At 58.8% G+C, this 24,104-nt stretch carries 27 protein-coding genes; 8 read left to right on the top strand and 19 right to left on the bottom strand.

All coding sequences use genetic code 11. The features are described from left to right. Nucleotides 1-255 precede the first annotated feature (255 nt). Together V1T76_RS26720 and V1T76_RS26725 are read left to right on the top strand one after the other, a co-directional pair. The gene (locus V1T76_RS26720; protein ID WP_330563723.1) at nucleotides 256-549 is read left to right on the top strand and encodes a hypothetical protein; all 294 of its coding nucleotides are present in this window, start codon (nucleotides 256-258) and stop codon (nucleotides 547-549) included. 368 nt (nucleotides 550-917) lie between these two features. Continuing rightward, entirely contained in the window at nucleotides 918-1,646 is a 729-nt protein-coding gene (locus V1T76_RS26725) for a DUF930 domain-containing protein (protein WP_330563724.1), read from the top strand. Nucleotides 1,647-1,758: 112 nt separating this feature from the next. Here V1T76_RS26725 and V1T76_RS26730 read toward each other — a convergent pair whose 3' ends face one another. Then, on the bottom strand, nucleotides 1,759-1,998 hold the full coding sequence (locus tag V1T76_RS26730; protein ID WP_006931335.1) for a hypothetical protein: 240 nt from the start codon (nucleotides 1,996-1,998) through the stop codon (nucleotides 1,759-1,761). Nucleotides 1,999-2,565: 567 nt separating this feature from the next. On the opposite strand from V1T76_RS26730, the gene V1T76_RS26735 reads away from it, so the two are divergent. The 3 genes from V1T76_RS26735 to V1T76_RS26745 all read left to right on the top strand — a co-directional run bounded on the left by V1T76_RS26735 (nucleotide 2,566) and on the right by V1T76_RS26745 (nucleotide 3,994). Further along, nucleotides 2,566-2,988, top strand: coding sequence for a DUF2147 domain-containing protein (locus tag V1T76_RS26735; protein WP_330563725.1), 423 nt, complete (start codon nucleotides 2,566-2,568; stop codon nucleotides 2,986-2,988). 114 nt (nucleotides 2,989-3,102) lie between these two features. Further along, nucleotides 3,103-3,576, top strand: coding sequence for a DUF2147 domain-containing protein (locus tag V1T76_RS26740; RefSeq protein ID WP_330563726.1), 474 nt, complete (start codon nucleotides 3,103-3,105; stop codon nucleotides 3,574-3,576). 31 nt (nucleotides 3,577-3,607) lie between these two features. Continuing rightward, a complete protein-coding gene (locus V1T76_RS26745; RefSeq protein WP_330563727.1) occupies nucleotides 3,608-3,994 on the top strand; it encodes a nuclear transport factor 2 family protein in 387 nt (128 codons plus the stop codon). A gap of 16 nt (nucleotides 3,995-4,010) precedes the next feature. Here V1T76_RS26745 and V1T76_RS26750 read toward each other — a convergent pair whose 3' ends face one another. From V1T76_RS26750 to fliK, 9 genes are all read right to left on the bottom strand, one after another. Beyond that, a complete protein-coding gene (locus V1T76_RS26750) occupies nucleotides 4,011-4,487 on the bottom strand; it encodes a GNAT family N-acetyltransferase (protein ID WP_330563728.1) in 477 nt (158 codons plus the stop codon). Between the two features lie 35 nt (nucleotides 4,488-4,522). Then, the gene (locus V1T76_RS26755) at nucleotides 4,523-6,067 is read right to left on the bottom strand and encodes a glycosyltransferase family 39 protein (protein ID WP_330563729.1); all 1,545 of its coding nucleotides are present in this window, start codon (nucleotides 6,065-6,067) and stop codon (nucleotides 4,523-4,525) included. 109 nt (nucleotides 6,068-6,176) lie between these two features. Beyond that, nucleotides 6,177-6,965 (bottom strand): transporter substrate-binding domain-containing protein, encoded by a 789-nt coding sequence (locus tag V1T76_RS26760; RefSeq protein ID WP_330563730.1) that lies wholly within the window; start codon nucleotides 6,963-6,965, stop codon nucleotides 6,177-6,179. Between the two features lie 39 nt (nucleotides 6,966-7,004). Beyond that, entirely contained in the window at nucleotides 7,005-7,715 is a 711-nt protein-coding gene (locus tag V1T76_RS26765; protein ID WP_330563731.1) for an amino acid ABC transporter permease, read from the bottom strand. Next, nucleotides 7,712-8,392, bottom strand: a complete 681-nt coding sequence (locus tag V1T76_RS26770; RefSeq protein WP_330563732.1) for an amino acid ABC transporter permease — start codon at nucleotides 8,390-8,392, stop codon at nucleotides 7,712-7,714. The genes V1T76_RS26765 and V1T76_RS26770 overlap by 4 nt, the downstream gene beginning before the upstream one ends. 300 nt (nucleotides 8,393-8,692) lie before the next feature. Beyond that, a complete protein-coding gene (locus tag V1T76_RS26775; protein WP_330563733.1) occupies nucleotides 8,693-9,088 on the bottom strand; it encodes a GFA family protein in 396 nt (131 codons plus the stop codon). Between the two features lie 4 nt (nucleotides 9,089-9,092). Further along, entirely contained in the window at nucleotides 9,093-10,574 is a 1,482-nt protein-coding gene (gene gatB, locus V1T76_RS26780) for an Asp-tRNA(Asn)/Glu-tRNA(Gln) amidotransferase subunit GatB (RefSeq protein ID WP_330563734.1), read from the bottom strand. A gap of 281 nt (nucleotides 10,575-10,855) precedes the next feature. Then, nucleotides 10,856-11,140 (bottom strand): EscU/YscU/HrcU family type III secretion system export apparatus switch protein, encoded by a 285-nt coding sequence (locus V1T76_RS26785; protein WP_330563735.1) that lies wholly within the window; start codon nucleotides 11,138-11,140, stop codon nucleotides 10,856-10,858. A gap of 13 nt (nucleotides 11,141-11,153) precedes the next feature. Next, complete coding sequence (gene fliK, locus V1T76_RS26790) at nucleotides 11,154-12,008, bottom strand: flagellar hook-length control protein FliK (RefSeq protein WP_330563736.1); 855 nt, start codon at nucleotides 12,006-12,008, stop codon at nucleotides 11,154-11,156. Nucleotides 12,009-13,976: 1,968 nt separating this feature from the next. On the opposite strand from fliK, the gene V1T76_RS26795 reads away from it, so the two are divergent. Beyond that, nucleotides 13,977-14,219, top strand: coding sequence for a DUF6455 family protein (locus tag V1T76_RS26795; RefSeq protein ID WP_330563842.1), 243 nt, complete (start codon nucleotides 13,977-13,979; stop codon nucleotides 14,217-14,219). Nucleotides 14,220-14,279: 60 nt separating this feature from the next. Here V1T76_RS26795 and V1T76_RS26800 read toward each other — a convergent pair whose 3' ends face one another. After that, a complete protein-coding gene (locus V1T76_RS26800) occupies nucleotides 14,280-14,582 on the bottom strand; it encodes a phosphatidylglycerophosphatase (RefSeq protein WP_330563737.1) in 303 nt (100 codons plus the stop codon). A gap of 849 nt (nucleotides 14,583-15,431) precedes the next feature. Between V1T76_RS26800 and V1T76_RS26805 the strand changes: the two genes are divergently transcribed. Then, nucleotides 15,432-15,689, top strand: a complete 258-nt coding sequence (locus tag V1T76_RS26805) for a YjhX family toxin (protein ID WP_330563738.1) — start codon at nucleotides 15,432-15,434, stop codon at nucleotides 15,687-15,689. Nucleotides 15,690-15,748: 59 nt separating this feature from the next. On the opposite strand, the gene soxR is transcribed toward V1T76_RS26805, so the two are convergent. Further along, nucleotides 15,749-16,213 (bottom strand): redox-sensitive transcriptional activator SoxR, encoded by a 465-nt coding sequence (soxR, locus tag V1T76_RS26810; protein WP_330563843.1) that lies wholly within the window; start codon nucleotides 16,211-16,213, stop codon nucleotides 15,749-15,751. A 100-nt stretch (nucleotides 16,214-16,313) separates the two neighbouring features. Here soxR and V1T76_RS26815 point away from each other — a divergent pair, with 100 nt between their 5' ends. Further along, entirely contained in the window at nucleotides 16,314-16,703 is a 390-nt protein-coding gene (locus tag V1T76_RS26815) for a VOC family protein (protein ID WP_330563739.1), read from the top strand. A gap of 54 nt (nucleotides 16,704-16,757) precedes the next feature. Here V1T76_RS26815 and V1T76_RS26820 read toward each other — a convergent pair whose 3' ends face one another. The 7 genes from V1T76_RS26820 to V1T76_RS26850 form a co-directional block, all read right to left on the bottom strand. After that, nucleotides 16,758-17,999, bottom strand: a complete 1,242-nt coding sequence (locus V1T76_RS26820; protein ID WP_330563740.1) for an HlyD family secretion protein — start codon at nucleotides 17,997-17,999, stop codon at nucleotides 16,758-16,760. Further along, complete coding sequence (locus V1T76_RS26825; RefSeq protein WP_330563741.1) at nucleotides 17,992-18,498, bottom strand: hypothetical protein; 507 nt, start codon at nucleotides 18,496-18,498, stop codon at nucleotides 17,992-17,994. The genes V1T76_RS26820 and V1T76_RS26825 overlap by 8 nt, the downstream gene beginning before the upstream one ends. A 199-nt stretch (nucleotides 18,499-18,697) precedes the next feature. Beyond that, nucleotides 18,698-19,492 (bottom strand): SDR family NAD(P)-dependent oxidoreductase, encoded by a 795-nt coding sequence (locus V1T76_RS26830; protein ID WP_442970190.1) that lies wholly within the window; start codon nucleotides 19,490-19,492, stop codon nucleotides 18,698-18,700. 129 nt (nucleotides 19,493-19,621) lie between these two features. Further along, a complete protein-coding gene (locus V1T76_RS26835) occupies nucleotides 19,622-20,977 on the bottom strand; it encodes an adenylate/guanylate cyclase domain-containing protein (RefSeq protein ID WP_330563743.1) in 1,356 nt (451 codons plus the stop codon). A 101-nt stretch (nucleotides 20,978-21,078) separates the two neighbouring features. Beyond that, nucleotides 21,079-22,197 (bottom strand): helix-turn-helix transcriptional regulator, encoded by a 1,119-nt coding sequence (locus V1T76_RS26840; RefSeq protein WP_330563744.1) that lies wholly within the window; start codon nucleotides 22,195-22,197, stop codon nucleotides 21,079-21,081. Nucleotides 22,198-22,746: 549 nt separating this feature from the next. After that, complete coding sequence (locus tag V1T76_RS26845; RefSeq protein WP_330563745.1) at nucleotides 22,747-23,571, bottom strand: MBL fold metallo-hydrolase; 825 nt, start codon at nucleotides 23,569-23,571, stop codon at nucleotides 22,747-22,749. A gap of 10 nt (nucleotides 23,572-23,581) precedes the next feature. After that, the gene (locus V1T76_RS26850) at nucleotides 23,582-24,040 is read right to left on the bottom strand and encodes a cyclic nucleotide-binding domain-containing protein (protein WP_330563746.1); all 459 of its coding nucleotides are present in this window, start codon (nucleotides 24,038-24,040) and stop codon (nucleotides 23,582-23,584) included. Nucleotides 24,041-24,104 lie beyond the last annotated feature (64 nt).

Genomic DNA, 24,104 nt, shown 5'->3' on the forward strand with positions numbered 1-24,104 from the left:
CCGGTGTGTGACTTCGTTTGAAACGCAGACTGATAACTAAGGCTCGTTTTGCGCACCGAACAATCACGCTTTTCCCGCCCTGCAAACATCGACGCTGCGAACCCAATCAATTTGTCTGAGAACTTGGGTTCGGCTCGGCTGTTCGTCACCTTCGAAGAAACCCGGCAACAGGTTGTACGGCAGTATGCTTTGCCCCTAGGATGCGTCGGTATCATCGCGGCCCCTTTCTCGGGCCGGTATACTTAGGAAATTCCGATGAGAAAGATCGAAGGAATAATCGATGGGCCACTGACGATTACCGACGACAGCCGCTTCAGCGGCATCGCAAACGGAGATATTTCTGTCGCGCCAAACGTCTCGTTCAAAATGTCCGGCATTCTGAACGGCGATCTGATCGTGGGGGAAAACAGTCAGGTGACGTTTGACGGCATGATCAACGGAACGCTGCGCAACAAAGGCGGCACGGCAACCGTGGTTGGAAAGGTTTCCGCGGTAGACGACCCATCCGGTTCCACGGTTGTATCGCCTGATCTTCAATCAAGCGAATGAGAGCATCCTGAAGATTTACTGCGAAAGCGTTCTGAAAGATCTCTCACTTTCAAGCGTTCAAGCGATAACAGATCAATCTGATTTTGCTACCAGCAGAGTGGTGTCACGCTCCTGACTTTCCGGGAAAGCCACTCGCTGAGCTGCGTTGCGGAACCGGACCGTAGGCAGCTTGAGGTCTTATAGACAAACCGCAAATCAGACGGCTGCGTGTGCGCGTGCTCTGACCTCCATCATGTGCCACTCTCAAAGGCGCTCATATTCCGTCGCCCCTTCATAATTCAGCCGCAGTCCTTTGATGCGATGCGGGCCTCTTCAACTTGCCCGGGTATCGGAGAAGTGCCATAGCCGAGCTCGCACCTCCGACGCATATGACACGGTTTGTCGCGGAAAAGTTTCCGTGGATCTGTGCGCTCTGGCTGCACCTTGCGCTTTATGCGGTGTTGAGCGATGCAGCCCTGTGGCGGAGCGTTGTGCCGGATCCGCCTGAGCCCGTCTCGGTCGAGATCATTCCGGAATTCCTGCCCCCGCCCGTGCCGGACACGGCAGTGGAGGGCGTTGAAGAAAGCCAGCAGCAGACTGCGGCCGTTCCACCGCAGAATTTGTCCGATCCGGCTCCCGGTTCGACGAGCGCTCCGGACCAGCCGCCCTCCTCTAGTGCCCGTTTGCCGGAACAGACAGCCCCGCCGTCTTCTGCCCCCAAACCCGAACAAGAATGGGTTACCGCCAACACCTATTTTGCCAATGACGTTTTGAACGACCCGCGCTCCGCACAGGCACGCGAGTTTCTGCCGACCCTGACCAGTGAAGACGGGCGCGAGCAGATATGCGCGCTGGAGGCGATGGAGCAGGTGCGTCATGCGCGTCCCGGCTTCAAGCCGACACGGCTTGCGCCGCATGCTTTCCGCAATTCATTTCAGAAGGAAGATACAATTGTCGTGCCCGCCGGTGCGCTCAGAAGCAACCGGGTCTGGTATGAGATCGCCTATCGGTGCCGGCTGGATGCCAGCGGCAAGATCGTCAGCGGGTTCGAATATGCCCTTGGTGCGCCGATCGACCGGTCGCTCTGGGACGAATACGGTCTGGCGCCGATCCATTGACGGGATCGGTCCCGGCAAATGTCCGGGAACTGGACGCGGCAGAAAACTGTGCTGCCGCGTCAGGTTGTAAAATTCGGTTCAGGTGCCGTACGGCCGGCAGCCTTCGTCCGGTTCAATGCATCGACAGCCATTCACGAGCCGAACGCTGCGCTTCGGCGATCTCGGACGTGGACATTTCACCGGAGATTTCCTTGCGGTAGCGTGCTGCGTCCTTGTTGCCCTTGAGAGCGGCAATATTGAACCACTTGTGCGCGGTGATGAGATCCGTCGCGCCGTGACGGCCGCATGCGCTGTCCAGACCCATCTGGAACAGGATGTCAGCGGTAACCGCCTTTTCGCCGATGATGGCCATATCGGCCGAGTGCATTTCAAAACGAGCCATAACGCTCCCCTTTCGTCTTTTTGACTTCTATGGAACGAACCGATCCTTCTGGATCCACCGTTCCGGTTCCCTACTGCCAACCGGTCGCGTTTCTGAACACAAGTGCCTGGCACGGACCGATCTAAGAAACACAAGCTTTCGCGAAGCTTTCCCCGTTGTTTCTTGAGCTCTACTTCATCAGCAGCAGTTAAAAGGGGCGTTAAAAGACAGGTTTAACGTAATGCGAATAAAATTTTAAATAAGTCTGAAATTCATATTGCGGTAAGTATGTGGCAGCGATTTTCCCTTTTCAATCAATCACATTCTCCGAAAATTTGACAAGGCCGATCAACCTTCTGTTCACCATGGATTCGTTTCCACATCTCTTTGTCTGACCTGGTTTCCTCCCGGCCACTTCAGATCGGACCGCGTTCCCTTCTTTCGGTCTGCGGACGGATTTTCGGTGGACGTGACGTTGGGTGACGGCTTTTCAGCTGGTTTCCTGGGCTATACATTCCCTTTCCGTAAACGGAAGGCATTCCGCTTTGGGAGGAACATATGCTCAAGACCATTCTGACGTCCGCACTTCTGGCAGGCGCCCTTATCACCACTTCGGCCACGATGTCTTTCGCCGGCGATGCCACGGGCGACTGGGTTCGCCCCAACGGGGCTTCCAAGATCCGGATAAGCCCCTGCGGCGGCTCCCTCTGCGGCAAGCTGATCTGGCTGCGGGACCCGCGCAATGACACGCAGAACCCGGACGCCGCCAAGCGGGATCGGCCGCTGCTGGGTGTTCAGATCGTTCAGGCGATGAAGCCGACCGACAAGGACAACCAGTGGAAGGGCAAGGTCTATAACGCCGAGGACGGCAAGACCTACACTGGTTTCATCGAACTGACATCCGCCAACGCGCTGAAGCTGGAGGGCTGCGTCATGGGCGGGTTGATCTGCAAGGGGGAAACCTGGAAACGGGTGCAATAGTCGGCTGAACAGAGCCCGAAATCGCCAAATCAGTCGATTTGGCCTTTCCTCCGTCGCAATTGCCGGTCACAGATTGTGGCGCAGTCGTCACCAGCATTGCGGCGGGGGATAATCTTGGTTCCTTTTTCTTTCTTTGGTTCGGCTTTTCCGGCTTCCAGACTTTACGCGCGCATCGGTCTGTTTGCGCTTCTGCTTGCAGGTTCGGGCGGTGAAGCCCCTGCTGCCCCGGACATAAACGGCAAATGGCAGACACCGGCAGGTGCCATCATCCAGATTCAAAAATGCGGCAAGGTGCCCTGTGGCAAGATTGTCCGGTTTCCGGCCCCCAAAGGCTATTCCATGGAAAACACGCCGGACATAAACAACAAGGATGCCAGCAAGCGCAAACGCAAGGTGCTCGGCCTGACCGTGCTCTGGCGCCTTGCCCCCGAAAAGGACGGCTGGAAGGGCCGGGTCTACGACCCGCGGCGCGGCTTCAGCGCAAATGCCACGGTCCGTCGCACAAACGCGTCCGCCCTTGAAGTGCAGGGCTGCGTCCGTGTTGTTTTCAATGTCTGTGAAAAGGAAACCTGGCGCCGGGTCGACTGACTGCGCCCGTTCTCAAGGTCTGCCTGAACTCATGCCTGACACATCTCTTCTGCCAGAAGATGTCGAAACGCTCACACGGCTGGAAGAAAGCCTGTGGCAGGCGGAAACGCGTTACGACCCGGTTCTGATGGACCGGGTTTTCGCGGACGACTTTTTCGAATTCGGCCGATCGGGCCGGGTCTATTCACGCGAAGACCTGATCCTGCCGGCAAGCGCCGCGCAGCCCATCGATGTGAGCCTGCCCCTGCCTCGCCTGAAGTTCACGGCCATCGACACGCATTCGGTGCTCGTGACCTATGTCAGCGAAGTCAGACGCGAGAGCGGAGAGGTTGACCGGGCAAACCGCAGTTCGATCTGGAGCAGACAGGACGGCTCCTGGAAATTGAGGTTCCATCAGGGCACGCCCTTCCAGCCATAAGCAGGTCAATGACGGCTCAGACGAACATCTTCTTGTAGCCGAGATGGCTCTGGTCATAGCCAAGGCGCTTGTAGAAGTGATGGGAGCCTTCGCGTTCCCTGTTCGACGTCAGTTGCACCATGCAGGCGTTGCCCTGCCGTGCCAGGTCTTCAGCCCTTGCCATCATCAGCCGCCCGACACCGGTGCCGCGCTGGTCAGCGCGCACGTGAACGCTTTCCAGTTCCACCCGGGGACGCCCCTGAAAGGCGAGGCCCTTCAGGAAATGGATCTGGAAGGTGCCGACCACCTCGCCGCTTTCGGCAAGCGCAACGTAGATGTCGCACTCGGGTGCGGCGACAAGCGCGTCAAACGCCGCGCGATAGTCCTGCCAGTCGGCAAACTCCTTGTCCTTTCGAACGTTGGTCGCGCCTGCATTGATGATGGCAACAATCTCGCGAAGGTGCTCCGGGCGGGCTTTCTCGATGGATACGGTTGGGGCAGTTGTGTCCGGCATGATCGGTTCGCGCCTCTGGTCAGGAAAGAGTACGGTCAACGGCAGATGGGGCTGTCGGGCGGGAGCTTCGCAACGCCCCACCACGTTGTCCGCCAACCGGGCGCTTTCCACAAATGCGGCCAGGCACCGGTCAGATATGTCGCCTCCAGCAGATCGGCAGCCTCCCAGAAAGCCACCTGTTGAAAGCGCTCAGCCGCAGGCACTTCCGGCTCTCCGTCGCCCTCTTCCCAGATGAAGAAACAGCTCGCGCGTGGTGGTGTTCTCGCCGGAATGGCCTTGGTGACCAGTCGGGCCTCAGGGAAAAGAACTCTCAGATTGCCGCCGGTGTAACCATCGTCGGCAATCAGTGTCGCGTCCGCGGCGCCTAGTTCGGCCAGCGGCGCCTTCAGATCCGCATAGGGCTTCATATGCCGGCACTTGCCTCCACACCAGGTTTTGTCCGGCGCGATCAACCCGGGCACCCGGGCCAGAAAGACGACCGCGACAACCGCCAGAACAACGGCCGTCAGCCAACGCCACTGCTTTTCAAAACCGAAGCGTTCCAGATCGGCAAACAACCACACCGGCAACAGCAGAAGCAGCGGGTGCATGTGCCGTTCCTTGACATAGGTCGCGCCGGTGATCGCGATCATCAGAGCGGTGAGCAGGATCATCACCAGAACCGTTCGCCCACATAGGCGCGCAACGTCGCTGACAGCCTGCATTTCAGGCCGCCTGCGGTCGAAATAGCGTTGCCAGAACAAAAGGAGCAACAGAGGCACCAGCGGAACGGAAAAGCCGACAAGACCGAAGGCAAGTTTTCCCAGCCCTTCGCCGGCGCGCATCAGATGTGATGTCTCAGCGCTGACGCCCATGGTGTCGGAGACCGATGCCAGCAGCTTCAGCCCCTCGCTGAAGATCCAGTAGGCGTAAGGGCTGTAGACCAGTGCCGCCGCAAAGGGAACCAGCAAAAGGCCGGCAACACGCAGCCGGCTGCGCCACGCCGGGTCGCTGGCCGCGGCCAGGATCAGGGCCAGCACGAAAATCGGGTAGGAATGCTTGCCGAGCAACCCTGCCCCGGCCGCCATGCCGAACAACACGTAGAAGCCGAGCCGTCCCGTCTCCAAGGCCTTCAGGAAAAAGAAGGCGCTCATGGCACAGGCAGTGGTCAGAACCACCGTGTGGGTGACGCCTTCATGAAGGTTCCAGCCGAACTGGTAGAAGAGCGAATAGGAAAAGACACACAAGGCTGCAATGCGCGTATCCCGGATAGCCTTGCGCGCAACCAGAAACAGAAACAGTGCGGCAATCGAGATCAGGGTGTATTTGACGAAAAGCGCCGCCCAGATCGTCGGGCCGAACATTTGCTGCGCAGACCACAGCAGCCACTCGTAAAGCGGCGGCTGACGCAGCATGTAGCCGGGCTCCAGTGTCTGCACCAGAACGTTCTCGAACATGTCGTCCGTACCGAGTACGGGCGTGTTCAGTGCCCTCAGCAGGATATGCGCGAGCCCCCAAAGGGCGACAATGGCCCAGACCCCGAAAGGCGTGGCGTAAATTGGAGCCGGCCCTGACCCGGCGGTCGAACTGCGAAACATCATGGCAGGGGGATACTAGATTTTCAGAGGCCTGTAACCTCGCATTTTCCCTCGTGAAAACAAAAAACGCGCGGCTTGCCACCGCGCGTTTCAGGCATTCAGCCGGCAGGCCTCAAAGGGCCGGCAGAGGCGGCAGCGGCGTCTTCAGCCATTTTTTCGAAAGTTCATCGAGCTTGCCGTTCAGCTTCTTGTGCAGAACGAAAACATTGACCCATTGCAGCAGGTCGATGTTGCCTGTCTTCACCCCGATGAAGGACGGCGAATTGGCGATGATGAACTTGTTTTCCAGATTGAAGTCCGGGTTGTCGTTGGAAATGCTGAGCGCAACCATGTTACCGGTCACGATGACATCGGCCTGGCCGGACACATAGGCCGCGATGGTGGCGGCGTTGTCGCCAAAGCGGATGATCTCGGCATCTTCCGGCGCATCCGCGGTGATTGCCAGATCTTCAAGCGTGCCGCTGGTCACGGCAATTTTCTTGCCTGAGAAATCGTCGATGGTGGACACCGCAACGTCAGGCTTGGCGAAAGCTCCGGAGAAGAACGGGGCATAGGCGTGAGAGAACCAGATCGATTTTGCGCGCTCCGGATTGGCTCCGAGCGTCGCAATCACCAGATCGGCCTTGTCGGTTTCCAGAAACGGAATGCGTTGCTTGGACGTTACGGGCACCAGCTCCAGTTCGACGCCGAGATCTTCGGCAATCATCTTGGCGACGTCGATATCATAGCCTTCATATTCGCCTTCGCTGCCGAGCGAGCCGAACGGCGGAAAGTTTTCCGGTGTGGCAATCTTGATCTTGCCGGCTTCCAGAATGTCCTTCAGCTCTGCGGATGCGGGACTTGCGATCATCAAGGCGGCAGATACCACCATACCGGTCAGCCCCAGAAATCTCTTCAACATTGCGCGACCCTCCTTCGGTTGTTCTTCAAGCGCGATTTGTCAGGCGGCGGCGGCAGCCCCACCTCTGGACGATGCGGACCCAAGACGCCTTTCAAGGCGCCTCGACCACACAGACAGCGGAAAACAGAGAGAAAAGTAGATCATCGCCATCAGCGGATAGATGACGAAGGGCTGTGTGCCCGGCACGGGCGCGTTCGCCCAGCGTTTGCCGACCGTCATCAGGTCGTGAAAGCCGATAATGTAGGCCAGCGACGTTCCCTTGATGATCTGCACCATGAAGCCGACCGTCGGAGCGATAGCCAGGCGAAACGCCTGCGGCAGGATGATGAGAAGCATGATCTGGGCAAAGGTCATGCCCAGTGCCTTGCCGCCTTCATGCTGGCCTGAAGGTATGGCTGTCAGCGCCCCGCGCCAGACTTCGGCCAGATAGGCGCTGGTGTAAAGCGTCAGGGCAATGCCGGCCGCGCGCCATGGATCCACCTGGATTTCGAACAGATGCGGAATGCCCAGCCCGAGCAGGAAGAGCAGCATCAACAAGGGCACTGACTGAAACAGCCAGGTGTAGGCGGTAAAGATCCTGCCCAGTGTCTTGACCGGTGAGACCCGCGCCGCGGTGACGCACGCACCTATCAAGCCACCACCGATGAATGCGATCAGCGACAGATAGATCGTGTATTGGGTGGCTTCCAGAAGCTGGAACAGGACGATGCCGAAGGGTTTGCCGAGGATGGCGATAAAAGCGTCTTTCACCGAACCACCTTCCATTTGAACAGCCGGTCATGCAGCAGTGCCAGAAGGGTTTTGAACCCCAGCGACATCAGCAGATAGATGATCGTCAGCGTGAAAAAGATCTCGAACGAGCGGAAATTCCGGCTGTCGATGAAGAGACCTGCCCAGGTCAGGTCCGTCACGCCGATTTCCGAAATGATGCCGGTTGTCAGGAACAGGAAGATGAACTGGCTGTTGAGTGATGGATACATGGCAGCAACCGCCTGCGGCAGGCACACCTTCACGAAGCTGAGCCAGCGCACCAGACCAAGCGCATCGGCGGCCTCAGTCTGACCAGCGCCAAGGGAGGCCAGCCCCGCACGCAAAATCTCGGCAAAATAGGCGGAAAAATTGATCGACAGCGCCAGCAGTGCATGGGCCCAGAAGGGCCATTGATAGCCAAGCAGCAGCGGCAGCCCGAAAGCGACGAAAAACATCTGCACGATCAGGGGCGTGTTCCGGATGAATTCCACATACGCCGCCGCCACTTGGGCCAGAACCGGGATCTTGTAATGACGGACAGCCGCCAGCAGTACGGCCAGTAGAAACCCGAGAACGCCGCCGCCGATCGTCAGCGCGGCACTGATGAAAGCCCCCTTGGCAAGAAGCCACAGGTATTCCGGATTCCGGTATATCTCGAAAAATCTAAGGTTGGACATTCATGCCAACCAGAGAAGCAAGGCCACCCTTCATCTCATTCTTCCAATGGTTCGAACCTCAGCCCGAGGAGCAAGGCTTGTGCCAAAGGAAAGAATTGGAGGTCTGCGCAGTAAATCTGCCACACGACTTTAAGTATAAGCGAACGACGAAGGCATTTGCCTATTTATTGATCGGGATCTTTTTTGAGCAAATTGTAATCGCCCAACATAAACGGAAATCAGGGCCGTCAGCTCCGGTAACCGTCAATGTTACTCGGGAATACGACCCAACCCTTTCGCCGTCAGCAAGAGCGGGCCGCTTCAGTCCAGAAAGGTCCAGGTATCGGCACCGTCGAAATGACGCAGGCCGATGGCTTCGATGGTACCGGGAGGGGCAAGGCGGAGGTTTACGGCCAGGCGGTCGGGATAGTCTGCCGACAGGCTTTGCCAGTGCGTGGTGCAGCCGCAGGTGCTGCATGTATGGAACGCCAGCCCCTTGTCACCCCAGGAATAGCTGAGCGTTGCACCGGGTGCTGCCTTGATCTCGATATCGCCGGTTTTCCCGTGGCCCCAGATGGTGCCAAGACGGCGGCAGAGAGAGCAGTTGCATTCAACAGCGTGACGAGGCGGTGTCTTCATTTCATAAGACACCGCCCCGCAATGGCAGGAACCGGTGATGGGCAGCTCGACTTTCGAAGCTGTCCCTTCACCGGCCATGGTCTTATTCCAGACCGATCTTCTGTTTCAGCATGTCGCTGACGGCCTGCGGGTTAGCCTTGCCCTGAGACTGTTTCATCACCTGGCCGACGAACCAGCCGAGCAGACCCGGCTTGGCGATGGCCTGCTGAACCTTGTCCGGGTTTGCGGCAATGATCTCGTCGACGATGGCTTCAATGGCACCGAGGTCGGTCACCTGCTTCATGCCGCGTTCTTCAACGATCTTCGCCGGGTCGCCGCCTTCGGTCCACACGATCTCGAACAGGTCCTTGGCGATCTTGCCGGAGATGACGCCCTCCTTGATCAGATCCACGATGCCGCCAAGCTGCGCGGCGGAAACCGGACTGGTGGAGAGATCCTTGCCTTCCTTGTTCAGGCGGCCGAAGAGTTCGTTGATCACCCAGTTGGCGGCCAGTTTGGCATCGCGGCCCTTGGCGACTTCCTCGAAGAAATCGGCCGAAGCTTTTTCGGCAATCAGGATCTCGGCGTCATAGGCTGTCAGGCCATAGTCGCCCATGAAGCGGTTCTTCTTGTCGTCCGGCAATTCCGGCAGGTGCTGTGCCAGTTCGTCGACGAATTCCTGCGTGAACTCCAGCGGCAGCAGATCCGGGTCCGGGAAATAGCGGTAGTCATGCGCTTCTTCCTTGGAGCGCATGGACCGCGTTTCACCCTTTACCGCGTCGAACAGGCGGGTTTCCTGATCGATGGAGCCGCCGTCTTCCAGAATGGCGACCTGACGGCGGGCTTCATATTCGATGGCCTGACCGACGAAGCGGATCGAGTTGACGTTCTTGATCTCGCAGCGGGTGCCGAATTCACCGCCCGGACGGCGGACGGACACGTTGACGTCGGCGCGCATGGAGCCCTGGTCCATGTTGCCGTCACAGGTGCCCAGATAACGCAGGATCGTGCGAAGCTTCGTCAGATACGCTTTTGCTTCGTCGGAAGACCGCAGGTCCGGCTTGGAGACGATTTCCATCAGCGCCACGCCGGAGCGGTTCAGATCGACGAACGACATGGTCGGATGCTGGTCATGCAGCGACTTGCCGGCGTCCTGTTCCAGATGCAGACGCTCGACACCGATCTCGACCTGTTCGTCCGGCATGTCGAGAAGGATCTTGCCTTCACCGACAATCGGCTGCTTGAACTGGGAGATCTGGTAGCCCTGCGGCAGATCCGGGTAGAAATAGTTCTTGCGGTCGAACACGGATTTCAGATTGATCTGGGCCTTGAGCCCGAGGCCGGTGCGGATCGCTTGACGCACACATTCCTCGTTGATCACCGGCAACATGCCCGGCATCGCCGCATCGACAAGGCTGACGTTATCGTTGGGGTCCTTGCCGAATTCCGTGGAGGCGCCGGAAAAGAGCTTGGCTTCGGACGTGACCTGGGCATGGACTTCCATACCGATCACGATTTCCCAATCGCCCGTCGCGCCCTTGATGAATTTCTTCGGATCGGGTGTGCGTACGTCGACAATCGTCATAGTCGTCAAAAATCCTGTTCGTTTTGATTTCGCGTCTGATCAACCAGCGGGAAAGACATGCTGCGGCGCGAATTTGTAGCCGTTTGATGACCTAGTCGGGAATTGTCCCGGCTGCAAGGTTTTCCTTGCCTGTAACGTCAGCTTTCGCACAGCAGGACGCACGTTGCCTGCTGAACGATCCGCCAATCCTGTAATTGGTAGGGCCATGGCAAACGTCAGGCCCGGAATTGACCTGGACCGTCTGTGATGTGCGAGCGGAGCCAAAGCTCAACCAGATGCTATCATTCGTTCGGTGGATGCTTGGCGTGGCCGGTGCGCATGATGAACCCGATCAGTACTGCGACCGCCTGATAGAGCTCGATCGGAATCTCCTGATCGACCTCGATCTGTGACAAGGCCTCCGCCATCATCGGGTTCTGTTCAATCGGCACACCTGCCTCGCGGGCAAGCCGTTCGATCTGCTCCGCCACGGAGCCAGTGCCCTTGGCGGTGACGACAGGAGCGCCCTCGTTCTCATACTGCAGCGCCACTGCCAGCTTCTTGCCAGTTTTGTCCTGATCGCTCATGGCCGGTTCCGTCTCATGATTGCCTGTCGATCAGCGCGCCATATTTCGCGGCGGTTTTCGGCGGAAGCCCCCGGATCAGACGCAGCTCCTGAAGATCCAGCCCCGCATCGGCAAAGGCGGCTTCCATGGTTTCGCGCACGGCATTCAGACTATCGAAGGTTTCCTTGCGATCCACCCACAGGCTGGCATAGGTACCGCCGCCGCGCAGGCTGATGGCTGCTTCCAGCGGTCCGGTGGCCGTCAGATCAAGGGCGAAACGCAGGCGCCAGGCCGGTTCACCCTCATCCTCGTCCTTGTTGCCTGCACCGTCCCGGCCGACCTGCATTTGCAAGACGGCTGTTTCGTGGCCGAACGCAAGCGGCAACTCGACCACAAGATCCATCGGGCGCGAGCCGACGCGCGGTGCATCGTCCATCGACAGCTTCGTGTTGCTGAGCTGTGTCAGCCGAAGCCGCGCCAGGGCGGAATCGGTTTCCTTCAGAAGTGCCTGAAGATTTTGCGGAGCTGCTCCGGCCCAGAACCCGCTGCTGGTCTGTTGCGCCTGCCCGTGCGGCGCTCCATGCCTGGAGGGTGCCGGGGGCTGTCCCGCAGGACGGCTGATCTCGGAGCGAGCACCCAATTGCTGCAGCAGCGCCTTGAACGACAGCAGAGCGGATTTCAGATCGGGCAGCGCAGCTTGGCCCGTTGCGGGCGCACCAGTGGGCAGCGCCAATTGCGCTTCACGGAACTGTCCCGACAAGCGCACGGCCTGTTGCAAGTCCTGCCCGGTCGGAGCCTGGGCGGATGGCAAGCGCAGCCCGAGGATCTGCTGCATTGCCTTGACCACAGGATCCGGCAGAGAGACAGTCCCGCTGCTTTGCGCCGACATGAGGCTCCCTATCTGGGCAAAGAGGCTGCCCAGACCGGCCTGCTGCTCGCTGAGGGGCTGCCGGAGGATGTCAGCTACCTGACTGGCTGCCTGTTGGCTCGCTGGTTGCAGGCTGGCGGGTTGTCCCTGTCCGGCAGAAACGGCGGCTTGCGAAACGGATACGCCTGTGGAGGCAGGATATGGCTGGGAAATAGCCGTTCGTGTCAGCGCAGCTGCCTGCCCCCCGGTCGGCAAGAAGGGGCTGCTTGCCTGTACGGCGTTCTGATTAGGGGCGCCAGGCCCTGGCAGATTTGCAGCCGTTGCGGACGCAGGACTGGCGTTTGCGGCCGAGACGACTGGCGGCGGCTGAGCACCCGGAGCCGAACCAGCCAGCCCAGATGGCGGAACACTCCCCTGCGGCGTGTGTGCAACCGGGGTTCCCGTCCCTGCATTCGCTGCAATCGAACCTGATACCGGACCTGCGACCGACGCTTGCCCGCCAGGCGCACCGCCTGCCGGCAGGGTTGGGTTTGCTGCGGCGGCCACACTCGCTGCCGAAGGTGCCGAGGCCGGGTTGGGCTGCGCAGCGGGCGGTGCTGATGCACCTGCTGTGCTTGCTGCAAGGGAGCCTGGCAGGGCCTGAGGGGGCGGGCTGGCGGGTGAAGCGAATGGGGTGTTCGTCCCTTGAGCTGATTGCGTGGGAGAACCCGTTGCGCCGGGAGCTGTCGATGCTGCCGGTTGTGCCCCCGGTTGGCTGGTCTGTTGGTTTGGAACGCCGCTCGTGGCCTGAACGGGACTGGCTGGTGCCGGCACACTCGCCCCGGGCTGAAACACACCAGTCACCGTACCTGCCGAGGATGCAGGTTGCGCGGTCAGTGGTTGACCTGAGGCTGGCACAGTTGCTGGCGGCGCAGAACCTGCCGATGGCTGCCCCGCGCCTGAGGCTGCACTGTTTGGAACAGATGCGGAAAGCTGAGGTTGGCCGGTGGCTGCTGGAGGTACCGTTGCCCCTTGCGCTGCAGACACCGACGGAGGTGCCGCATTGCCGGAGACCTGTCCCGATGCAGTCGCCGGGGAAAGAGGTTGCGCCTGCACCGCATTTCCGGGCGCAGCTGGCTGCGCCGTCACGGCCCCTTGCGGGGAGGCGGCGGGAGCCGGAGCTGCCGGGAGTGGTGCTTGCGGCAAAGGCTGGATATTGCCGGGTGCCTGTCCCGGACCCGTATTGACGGACAGGACCTGAATCAGATGCGCCAGAACCGGCGCCGGCTTGGGAAAGGCCGCAGCCGTCGAGGGTTGTGGCTGCAATTGCGGGGCAGGCTCGGATTGCAGGGGGATCTGGCCCGCCTGACTTGCAGGAGCTTGCCCTTGGGGCCCCTGAGCTTGTGGGATCTGACCTTGAGACCCCTGAGGTGTTTGGGGTTGAGATGCCGGATTTTGCGAAGATGGCGCCGGAGTGGCCGGCTGTTGCGTCTGCGCCTGGTCCTTGCCGACGGTTATCAGGATGGCAGGTTGCTGCTTGGTGCCCGATACGGTCACCGTCACCTCTCCGCCCTCTGGAAGAGGAGCTGGAACGCGCAACTCCAGCTTTGCGTCAGCGGTTGCCAAGCGCACCACACCGCCCGGCAGGTTGGCCTCGACCCTGGCCTTGAGTTCCGTTCCCGGTTCAAGTCCCTGGCTGACCGCGCCATTGCCGGTTGCCTGGGGCAGCGGCGATGCGCTCACCGTTTCAACCATCACACCGTCTCCAGGTGTTGCAGCGCTCCTTCCTTCAGGAGGCTGCCCGGCAAGGTCGTAGAATCATGAACCTGCAGTATGGCTGCTTTCGTCATGCTTGCCCAGAGTTGACCCTGATCAAGGTAACGCAGGCGTTTCTGCTACATTGTGCTTTTCTCAACCGGTGCCGGAAACCAGAGCGGCGCCGAAAGACAGAAGGCCCTGGCAGACCTTTTCTGCACACGTCCCGTGGGAAGGAGAAACGGCTTGAACTGGATGGATCGCCTTAACGAGCGCGCCGAACTTATGGGCAGGATGCTTGAGACAATCGGTGCCATGAATCATGTCCCGACCGGCGCGCACACGGATGCAGCCCTGAGGACTGCTGCCCATCGCTGCATCAATTGCAGTGAGACGGAAGCCTGTCGCGCCTGGCTGGAGAGCCATCCGGACGGTGCGGACAAGGCCCTGCCGAGCTGCCCCAACGCGGCTCTCTTCAATAGCTGGATCGACAACTGATTCTTGAACTCAGGGTGTGTAACCCGGACAGCCCATTATGGGATCACACGCTGATGTGCGTCAGGCGCGTTTTGCGCGGCGGCTGAGCCAATAGGTCACGGCAGAGGCGATCAGGCCACCGACAAAGCGGAAAGGAAAGATGGCCAGCGCACCGGCATCATGGGCAAACGGGTGCGGCACAGGCAACGCACCGATCGCCACATCCAGTATGAGCGTCAGCGCCGCCGCCGCGAATCCCGCGATCCAGAGTTTTTGCAGACGGTCTGCCCGCCACCCAAGATATCCGCCGATCAGCAGAGCAAAAGGGTTGAGCAGGCCAGCAAGGCCAAAGAGGTCGTACCAGGTTTCAGATAGCGTCATCATGGGCCTCTCATACCCCTGCGCGGGCCAAAATGCGAGCCGCTTTCCGGCTTTGGAAGCATTAATCTGTCGGCAATTTGCTGCAGGTTTTGTCTGAGCAGTTTACCGTAAAGCCATGTAATTTCTTAAAACAGGCGGACTGTCCCGGCGAGACACCCGGACATGAACGGTTACTCATGTCAATTTAGGTGGTTTTGCATAGCTTAACTCTATGCTACTTTTGGTGGACTAAGTATTTAACATGCTTTGCCTCCGGCAGCTCCCATTCCCTATAGCAAGTTTTTAAAACCATGAATTTACACACATCTATTGAAACAGAAGATCCGACGGTCGACACTCTCTACAAAACAGACAGGCGTCTCGCCATATTCTGTCGTCACTGCGGCCGTTTCCGCTATATGAACTTCGCCCGGTTCACCGGAGATCAAAAAGTATCATCCTTGAGCGAAACACTTACTTGCGCTTCTTGCGGCTCACAGGATGTCGAGGCCGTCGCCGTTTCCCGCGATCCCGACAACGGCTACTGGCCCGCTGAACACAGCTAAAGCCTCATCGTTACCTGAAGTCCTGATAGTGAAGACCGGGCGGTGAAGTCCGGACACTCCGGATCTGTGCAGATTTACAACAGCCTTAGCAATACATCTTGCCTCGCCGGCCGGTTTATCCTCGGCGCGTTGCCGCAATGTGCCGCCTATGCTATGGGCATTTTGCCAATTGAGAGGTTTTATGCACGGATTGAAAGAGTCCCTGTAAACCCCGGCTGATGTCAGCCGGGGCCAGTCACAACAGCACTGCAAGCGGTTTGCTGCAGTGGCTGCAGTTCTGTGCATACTTTCAGGCAACTTCACATCAATGGACATTTCCAAAGCCGAGCAGCGGGTTCTGCACCTGCTGGCTCAAGGCGGCTACATCCTCGTGGAAAAGGACGAGGATGGCCGTGTCGTCAAACATGAAACCGTAACGCGCGATGGCTGGTATTGGGGAGGCTGTTCGCCGTACCTGTTCCGCAAGCTGAAATACAAACGGCTGATCGCCTCCAGAAATAGTGGCCCCTACCGGATTACGCCACTTGGGCTGAAACGCGTAAGAGCACAATTGGACAACAGGTGAGAGCTACCGCCGGGAGTGCCTGCTTGCATCCCGGCGGTTTTCCCGCCCCTGCCACCGGCTCAGTCCTCACGAATATCGGGACGGTCGCCCAGCAGATAGCGGGGCCCGCGCCCTTTGCTGGCGGCCGCATCTCCCGCATTGTAAAGCTGGCAGGATTTCATCGACAGGCAACCGCAACCGATGCAACTGTCCAGCTTGTCTCGCAAGGCAGTCATCCGCTCGATTTTCCGGTCGAGATGGACGCGGAACTCACCGCTGATCCTGGTCCAGTCCGCTTTTGTCGGCGCCCGCCCTTCAGGCAAGCGCTGAAGCTGCACCGCGATTTCCGCAATTGAAAACCCGAATTCCTGTGCAACCAGCACAAAGGACAGACGCCGGATGTCCGCCCGTAGAAAACGTCGCTGACCTCCCGCGTTGCGACTCGGGTGTACCAGCCCCTTTTCTTCGTAAAAACGAATGGCCGATACGGACAGGCCCGTTCGCTCGGACAGGTCTCCGATGGTCAGAAGATCGGAGCCTTTCATCGCTTTGTTCAAAATATCCCCTCGCCACTCTTGACCTCAACTAAGGTTGAGGAATTATCTCTGGTGTCCACCAAAGGTCAAACCTTGAAAGGACACTGAAATGAGCAGCGCATTCCTGGAACATGTAAACGTCACAGTCAGCGACCCTGAATCCACCTCCAAACGTCTGGAAACATGGTTTGGCTGGAAGGTTCGCTGGAAGGGCGCAAGCCTTGGTGGGGGCACCACCTATCACATCGGCAACGAGACCAGCTATGTGGCGGCCTATTCCCCACCGGGAACAACCAGCAAAGTCGCCGGAGACAGCTACAGCCAGCATGGCGGCCTCAACCATATCGCCGTCGTGGTCGACGACATCGACGCCACTGAAAGAGTGATCAAGGCCGATGGTTACGCGACACACAATCACGGCGACTACGAGCCGGGCCGCAGGTTCTACTTCTACGACGACGACGGCATCGAATTCGAAGTGGTCAGCTACAACAAGTGAAATATGCGTGCCCGGCAGGGTGGCTCCATGCCACCCTGCCGGAGTGCGTTTGTTTTAGTGCCCCGTCAGCACAAGTGTCTGGATCGGGAACAACAGCGCCTGCAGGCGAATGAGCATCGCATGAACGAGACCGACCGTGTCGACCACATGCAGGAAGATGAACTCGCCGGTTCCAATCGGTTCTCCCGACGACAGGCGTTCGTGGTTGCTGGTATAGGCGTTGACCGTGCAAATGGCCCCCGGAGGCAGATCCGCCAGACCATCCTTGTAAAGCGGTTCCAGAAGGGTGGTGATCGTTGCCGGCTTCACGCTCTGAGCAGTATCGAATAGTTGTCCGGATGTCGTCACCTGCCCGGAAGCGATCTGTGACTGCACTTCCGTTACCACCAGCGGAATGATGGTGAAGGGCACCGCTCCGCAAAAGGCTTCCGCCACCATTCCCTCCTTCAGAACCTGCGCCTCGATCTGGCCGAAGCCCGCAACGATCCGCTCCCGCTGTGCGTCCTTGGGAATGAGCACACCTGCAGGTCGCATCATCGGGTTGACGATGTCGCCCGGGCGCAGAAGGAACTGGCTCATCGTTCCGTCCACGCCGGCGTAGACGGTCATCTTCTCCAGTTCCACCTGCGCCTCGCGCAATCTGGCTTCCGCGCTTTTCAGGCGCGCCGGCAGAAAAACGGTGATCTTGGTCTGGACAAGCTCCTGGTTGGACTGTGCCGCGCGGAGCGCCCCTGCCCGTGCATCCACGGTGTTCTGGAGCTTTTCGATGTCCCGCTCGCTGACAACATTGGCATTGCGGTTGAAAAGTTCATTCCGCGTGTCGAGTTCATCCTGGGCCTGCTTCAGCGAAGCTTGGGCCTGATCGACCTGGGCATTGGCAACCGACAATTCGCTCTGGGCCAGCGCAAGCTCGCCTTCGATTTCGATCACCTGCTGCTGCGCAGTCGCGACATCCGCTTCCTGGCGGGTGCTATCGAGCCTGAAGATCGGATCGCCCGCCTTGATGTCGACCTCGAGCTCAAGCGGCACGAAGGTCTCGACGACCCGGCCCGACGTTTCCGGCAGAACAGGGATCGTCCGGAAGGTCGAGACAGCCGTGGTTGCCGTGGGGTGGTAGTAGAAGATCAGCGTGATCAGCGAAATGGTCAGCATCAGGCAAAGCACGATGCCGTAGCGCAACTCGAACCAGACCGAATAGAGCGTAATTTCCCGGCCGATGCGTTTGCCCTGGACATATCTGCGGATCAGATAGTCTGGCAAAATCGTAAGCAGGGAACAGAACAGGAGTTCAAACATGTTTGTTCTCCTGCTTTCCATCCGGCGAGACGGCCGGAGCGGCGTTCTCTGAAGAAGGTTCCTGGAGCGTTGCGCCCGTCACGGTCGTGCCGTCTTGCGCGGCAGCTTCCTCTTGCTCGAAATCCTGTTCGACCAGCGTGTCAGAGGGAATACCGCCCGTTCCGGCCAGCCGGCTCAGGGAATGGGCCATCGATTCCAGCGGTGTCCAGAAATCGGGAAGCTGAATGAAGGCCAGCAGAAGCGCAGCAACCCAGAAGATGTTGTTGTGCGTGAACAACGCCAGAAGGCCGAGTATGGCAACAAGTTCAAACTGCATGCGCCCGTGTTTGTGGGCAAGACGTTCGGGAATCGAATGCAGATGCAGATAAAAAACCCCGGCAAGGATCGCACCGACAATCAGAACGACCAGCATCACGGTGAATAGCCAATCACTACCGTCCGCAGCCGGTATGAAAGGCGGCAGATGATGCGGCGCAAGCTCATGCGCATTTTCCGCCATAGAACACTCCCCCTTTGGCCGTTCCGCCTTAAATTGCGGAAACAGTAGCGTAACCTTAGAAGGGATTTTTGCTCATGCGTACGAAAAAGTGTGACCGTGGAGGACTTTGACACAATCTATCCGGCCATCCGCCATTCGGCATCGGCCGGATCGAATGTGTTGTGTACGCGGCTCCGGCGCCGAGCCTGAAACCGCTACTTCACCGGGGCGCCATGCGGATAGCGCCGTCCAGACGAATGGTCTCGCCGTTCAGCATGTCATTTTCGCAAATGGATTTGACCAGTTGCGCATATTCCGCTGCCCTGCCGAGACGCGAGGGGAAGGGAACCTGCTGTCCGAGAGAGTCCTGCACCTCTTGCGACAGACCCAGCAGCATCGGCGTTTCGAAGATCCCCGGCGCGATCGTCATGACACGAATACCGGACTTGGAAAGGTCGCGGGCGACAGGCAGCGTCATACCTGCAACCCCTGCCTTGGAAGCGGCATAGGCGACCTGACCGATCTGACCGTCGAAGGCGGCAACAGACGCTGTGGAAACGATAACACCGCGACAACCGTCCGCTGTGACAGGGTCCAGCCCGGCCATGCCGGTTGCCGCAATCGAAAGACAGCGGAAGGAGCCGATCAGATTGACCGAAATCACCTTCTCGAACATGTCCATCGGGTGGGGCTCGCCGCGGGAGACGGTCTTGGCCACTGGTGCAATACCGGCGCAATTGACCAGAATCCGTTCCTGACCGTGCGCCGCGCGCGCTTTTTCGAACCCTGCTTCGACGCTGGCCTGGTCAGTCACGTCGACATCCGCGAAGACGCCGCCGATTTCCGCGGCAACCGCTTCACCCTGCGCGGCGTTCCGGTCGAACAGCGTCACCTTGACGCCTTCGGCTGCCAGCATGCGTGCAGTTGCAGCGCCCAGCCCGGATGCACCGCCCGTAACTACGGCGGCAAGTGTTGAGTCCAGTTTCAAGGGAACCTCCAAATGGATGCAATTCATTGAAATCAATGAATTTAATCTTCCTAATTGACGATAAGGTCAATTTTGAAGGCAAAGTGACCCAGATTGACGTGCCGGTCAAGCGCTTCCGTATCGGCCAAACAGAGAAGTCCGAGGGCGAAAAGGTGCCTATGTTGCCAGAACAACCAGATCGACCGGCTGCTTGACGCCAGTCACATGGGTGACGGCACGAACTTCGAGCAGAGGCAGTTCGAGACCCTGGCTGAGCGCGAGTTCGTATGTTGTCCTATCCGTCAGCGCCTTTGTGTGCTGGATCTTGTTGGCGTCTTCCAGTTTCGCAGCCCGGTTGACGGCATCGCCGATGACCGTGAATTCGAGGCGTTGCTTCGACCCGATCACGCCAACCGTGACCGGCCCGGCGGCGGCGGACGTACCGACGCGCAGCGGCTGTGGCCAGCCAGCATCCTGAAAACGCAGCTGGTTCCGTTCCACGGCTTCCACAAGCCGCCTTGCTGCCCGCAGCGCGTCGGCTGCATACGTCGTGGAGGGATGGACGGCCCCGAAGGTTGCCAGAATGCCGTCGCCGAGAAATTTATCGACCCGGCCGCCCTCCTCAACGATCACATCAACCGCAAGGTTCTGATACTCGGCCAGGACCGCCAGAACGGTCTCTGGCGGCAATGTGACGGAGGTAGAGGTGAAGGAGCGAATATCGGCGTACAGAATGGCAGCATCGCGCAAACTCCCCTCGCCGGCCTGCAACTCGGTGTCCGCGCCGGTGATCGAGGCAGCGACTTCAGGCGAAAAGAAGCGGCTCAGATCCATCGCAGCCGCATGGTCCTTGGAAGCCTCGAACAACATGGAACGCCCCCTGTAGAGAGCGACGGACAGGATCACCGTGACGGCCAGAATGACCATGGTCTTGTCGAGTTCGGCGCCGATCAGGATGGTGTTGCCCGTCAGGTAGTCGACGTAATTGCGGGTCACACGCATGTGGTCCATGTCCGCGAACGCCGCATAGAAAACCAGCCCCAACCAGCCGGTCACCGCCACCAGCCCCGTGGTCAACACAAAGCGCGGGTCGAACCGCAAAGCTCTCAACCCGATGAAGATGAAGACATACATCAAGGTGGGCGTCTTCAGGTAGAACGTCGGATGCTGGCCGTATTGAATATGGAAGGAGAAGATCAGCCCGACCAATAGGGCCATATCGACGATGATCGACACCAGTAGGTACCAGCGCGGCAGTTCGAACCTGTAGGACAGCATGAGCCGCAGCACGGTGAACAGGAAATAGGCTGCAAGCGCAATCGGCACGAAGTTGAAACCGGCGGACCCTTCGGCCCTTGGGGCGATGGCATAAAGAAGCGAAAAGAACAGCACAAGACCCAGTTGAACCCAGCCGATCAGTCGCTCGGACGACGCTTCACGCGCCCGGATTTCGGCACGCACCCGATCGGGAATACCTGTGTCGGGGGGGCCGCCGCGCAGGACATAACGCAGTGTCTGGGAAATGGAGGTCATCTTGCCGCCGATAAGATATTGTTCGTGCGCGAAGTTTCCCCCGGCGACAAGAAATGCGCAAGCGGCCCCGCGGGAAAGTGAGTGGACGTGAGCGGCCTCTGCTACCTGCCTTGCAGACGCAGGTGCTCGATGCTTCGCACAAGGTCCGCCTGGCGGCGGGACCCGGTCTTGGACAGGGCCGCCTTGATCTGGTTGCGGACGGTGTAGATGCTGATCTGACGGTCGGCGGCGATTTCGGCAGGTGTCCGGCCATCGGCGAGCTTCAAAACGGTCGCCGCTTCGGCGTGGCTCAAGCCGAGTTTTTTCTGAACGTAGGCCAGGAAGGTTTCGCTCCCCGGATCCGGCCTGACCGCCAGCAGAACAGCGGAGATGGACTTGTTCATGAACGCGCCGAAGGGCGTTTTGTCCAAATCGCCCAGTTGCAATCCAACCGACCGACACATCCAGCTTCGCCCCTTGTCATCCGTTGCCTGCCAGTTCCGGAACACGTCAAACCCGCCCATGGACTGGAGTTTGGCAAATGCGGAAAACTGCCCCTGATCCTGCTGGTTATGGAAGTGAAGCCGCCTGCCCCAGTCACATCCGACAAGGGATCCCGATGCCAGAAGTTTCTGGGCTTCGCTACATGCGTAGTGGATCTGCAGGGACGTATCGGTCACGAAAATGGCCGAGCCCGTCCCCATAAGATGCTGCTCCGCTGCCCATTTCTCGAAGGTCAGGCCGGAAATTGTCCGGTTGATTTCGAGTGACTGTCGGATGACCGGGGCGAGATGAGCGCATAGCTGCAACCAGTCACTTTCATACTTGTCACGGTCCTTCGATCGCATGTTGCCGCCGAGCAGAAACATGCGGTCCCCGTCGAGAGCCAGCATAGCACCGCCTCCACCGATGATATCTTCAAGCGGCAACAGAAGATCGGCATAGAACTGCGTCTTCCTCAGCGTTTCCGGTGGACACAACTGATGCGTGGCAATGACATCTCCCACCTTGTAGTTGGCAAAATTGGCAGCAAACGGGTTCTTGTCCGCGTAATGCTCGTCGTAGAGCTCCAGAATTCGAGGATCGTATCCGGAAGTAAAGGCGAGCGGGGTGGCCTTGGTCAGGTCGTCATAGCCAATCAACTGGGTGCATACACGTGTCCCGACACTGCGGCTCAGCGTGTCGAGAAACACTTGCCACCGTTCTGGATCCAGGGCTGCCGACACCGCAAGGTTCGACAACCGAAGTAAATCTTCCGCTCTTACAGCCAACTCGACCCCCGGAGTTCCTGCTGTATTACGCCAGCAATTGAAGTCGGCCAGTTTGCTTCAACTTCACAACGCGTTTATGAGCTGGCCACTCCAAAAGCTGCGGATCATCGCGGTTCAGTTCAGACCGCTGCCGATCCGGCATATGCAAAATCCGCAGGCAACACTTTAACTTTGATCAAACTCCCGAGAATTTGGATCCAAGCTCAACGCTGAAGCCTGCCTGCCTATATTAATGCTAACCGAACGTCCTGGGTTCCCCAGGTGCGGAAAATTCATATTTATAGTCCAAATGGACCATGAAAGTAATGACTACACCCTGTAAACAACTAGTGATCGTATCCGGCAGACAAGAGTAACGTCATTTCAAGTTACAAAGGTTTGTTTTCCGGCTGCAACCAAGGGATTCCCGCATTCCTGCATCCGGCGATCGATTTATTTTTTAGCCTTAGCGTTTTTTGGGCGGCTATTTGAGCCGCCCTTTTTTTATATCCTTCAGGGCGCTTTCAGGCAGGCGACCGCTCAAGGCTTGAGGATCATGCCTTCGCTGGCGACCAGCATTCCGGGGTAGGCGTTTTGGGCGGCGAGGCCGATCTCATCAAGCTCATCATCGGACCTGCGTGGGTCATGATGGAAAAGGACCGGTGTCTTGACGTTGCCGGCCTTTGCCAGCTCCACGGCTTTCTGCCAGGTGGAGTGCCCCCACCCTTTATAGATGAGGTATTCGTCGTCGGTGAACATGGCGTCATAGATCATCACATCGGCATTTCGCACGAAGTCCGGAAGGGCGGCATCAATTTCCGGGTCGCCATGTTCGTGATCCGTGATGATGCAAATCGATTTGCCCTGAAACTCGAAACGATACCCGCAGGCTCCGCCTGGGTGGTTGAGCCGGGTGGTGCGGATGACGAGGTCGTCCGTTCGCGGGATCTGGTCACCTGCGGTAAAGGACTTGAACTCGACCGCCTTCAGGGTCTTGGCCGCGACCGGGAAGATCGGCGGCGACATGATGCGGCTGACGATGTCAACGAGGCTGGTTTCATCCTGAAAATGCCCGGCCCAGGCAGTGACGTTGAAACTCGGATCGTAGGCAGGTTTGAAAAAGGGAAGACCGCAGATGTGGTCGAGATGGGTATGGGTGAAAAGAAGGTCGAAGGTGCGCGTCTTGCAGCTGCAGATCTCCACACCCAGGTTTCGGGCGCCGGAACCGCAATCGACAAGAACCAGCGCATCACCTGCCCGGATCTCAAAACAAGACGTTTCGCCGCCGTAGCGCAGTGTGCTCGACCCCGGGGTCGGGGTGGACCCTCTGACGCCCCAGCAACGAAGCGAAAATTCCTCAGCCACGTGTTACTCCCTAACCGCCGGCAGCGCCTCGACGGGCGTCGGCAAGATCCCGGGTCGTCCGTTCAAGCCGCAGCGCCAGTGTCCGCATGACCTCCAGCGATATATCCGGAAATTCTTTCAATAGTTTCAAGAAGTCGTCTTTCGAAACAGTCAGAACATCCATGTCGTTGGCGGCAACCAGTGTCGCGGTTCTTGGTACGTCGCACAGAATGGCGATTTCGCCAACAATTGAATTTTCCGAAACCTTAGCCACCTTTTTTTCGCCTTCCGGCGTATCGACCAGAACGTCAGCAGCACCGGACAGAATGATGAAGGCGCAATCGCCTTCTTCCCCCTGAGAGCAGAGACGTTCGCCGGTGGGATATTCCGTCCGGTCGCTGATAAAAGCCAGAAGCCGCAACTTGGTCTCGTCGATCCCACGGAACAGCGGCACTTTGCGGAGCGCCTCGACTTCGGTTTCAAGTGTCATCTTCTTCTCCCGCGCCCGTTGTTGTCCCGTTCCACCTGGTCCGATTCGTCCAGCCGATACCTGC

The organism is Roseibium sp. FZY0029 (genome assembly GCF_036350355.1).
In the GTDB taxonomy this organism is placed as follows: Bacteria; Pseudomonadota; Alphaproteobacteria; order Rhizobiales; family Stappiaceae; genus Roseibium.

Coding starts and splice junctions, on each gene's coding strand:
- V1T76_RS26730 (WP_006931335.1), bottom strand. CDS start 1,998: ATGGCCATCATCGGCGAAAAGGCGGTTACCGCTGACATCCTGTTCCAG.
- V1T76_RS26825 (WP_330563741.1), bottom strand. CDS start 18,498: ATGGCGGAAAATGCGCATGAGCTTGCGCCGCATCATCTGCCGCCTTTC.
- fliK (WP_330563736.1), bottom strand. CDS start 12,008: ATGTCGGCGCAAAGCAGCGGGACTGTCTCTCTGCCGGATCCTGTGGTC.
- V1T76_RS26750 (WP_330563728.1), bottom strand. CDS start 4,487: ATGCCGGACACAACTGCCCCAACCGTATCCATCGAGAAAGCCCGCCCG.
- V1T76_RS26850 (WP_330563746.1), bottom strand. CDS start 24,040: ATGACACTTGAAACCGAAGTCGAGGCGCTCCGCAAAGTGCCGCTGTTC.
- V1T76_RS26820 (WP_330563740.1), bottom strand. CDS start 17,999: ATGTTTGAACTCCTGTTCTGTTCCCTGCTTACGATTTTGCCAGACTAT.
- gatB (WP_330563734.1), bottom strand. CDS start 10,574: ATGACGATTGTCGACGTACGCACACCCGATCCGAAGAAATTCATCAAG.
- V1T76_RS26735 (WP_330563725.1), top strand. CDS start 2,566: ATGCTCAAGACCATTCTGACGTCCGCACTTCTGGCAGGCGCCCTTATC.
- soxR (WP_330563843.1), bottom strand. CDS start 16,213: ATGAAAGGCTCCGATCTTCTGACCATCGGAGACCTGTCCGAGCGAACG.
- V1T76_RS26745 (WP_330563727.1), top strand. CDS start 3,608: ATGCCTGACACATCTCTTCTGCCAGAAGATGTCGAAACGCTCACACGG.
- V1T76_RS26775 (WP_330563733.1), bottom strand. CDS start 9,088: ATGGCCGGTGAAGGGACAGCTTCGAAAGTCGAGCTGCCCATCACCGGT.
- V1T76_RS26830 (WP_442970190.1), bottom strand. CDS start 19,492: ATGAATTGCATCCATTTGGAGGTTCCCTTGAAACTGGACTCAACACTT.
- V1T76_RS26785 (WP_330563735.1), bottom strand. CDS start 11,140: ATGAGCGATCAGGACAAAACTGGCAAGAAGCTGGCAGTGGCGCTGCAG.
- V1T76_RS26770 (WP_330563732.1), bottom strand. CDS start 8,392: ATGTCCAACCTTAGATTTTTCGAGATATACCGGAATCCGGAATACCTG.
- V1T76_RS26795 (WP_330563842.1), top strand. CDS start 13,977: ATGGATCGCCTTAACGAGCGCGCCGAACTTATGGGCAGGATGCTTGAG.
- V1T76_RS26815 (WP_330563739.1), top strand. CDS start 16,314: ATGAGCAGCGCATTCCTGGAACATGTAAACGTCACAGTCAGCGACCCT.
- V1T76_RS26720 (WP_330563723.1), top strand. CDS start 256: ATGAGAAAGATCGAAGGAATAATCGATGGGCCACTGACGATTACCGAC.
- V1T76_RS26835 (WP_330563743.1), bottom strand. CDS start 20,977: ATGACCTCCATTTCCCAGACACTGCGTTATGTCCTGCGCGGCGGCCCC.
- V1T76_RS26805 (WP_330563738.1), top strand. CDS start 15,432: ATGGACATTTCCAAAGCCGAGCAGCGGGTTCTGCACCTGCTGGCTCAA.
- V1T76_RS26800 (WP_330563737.1), bottom strand. CDS start 14,582: ATGATGACGCTATCTGAAACCTGGTACGACCTCTTTGGCCTTGCTGGC.
- V1T76_RS26725 (WP_330563724.1), top strand. CDS start 918: ATGACACGGTTTGTCGCGGAAAAGTTTCCGTGGATCTGTGCGCTCTGG.
- V1T76_RS26760 (WP_330563730.1), bottom strand. CDS start 6,965: ATGTTGAAGAGATTTCTGGGGCTGACCGGTATGGTGGTATCTGCCGCC.
- V1T76_RS26755 (WP_330563729.1), bottom strand. CDS start 6,067: ATGATGTTTCGCAGTTCGACCGCCGGGTCAGGGCCGGCTCCAATTTAC.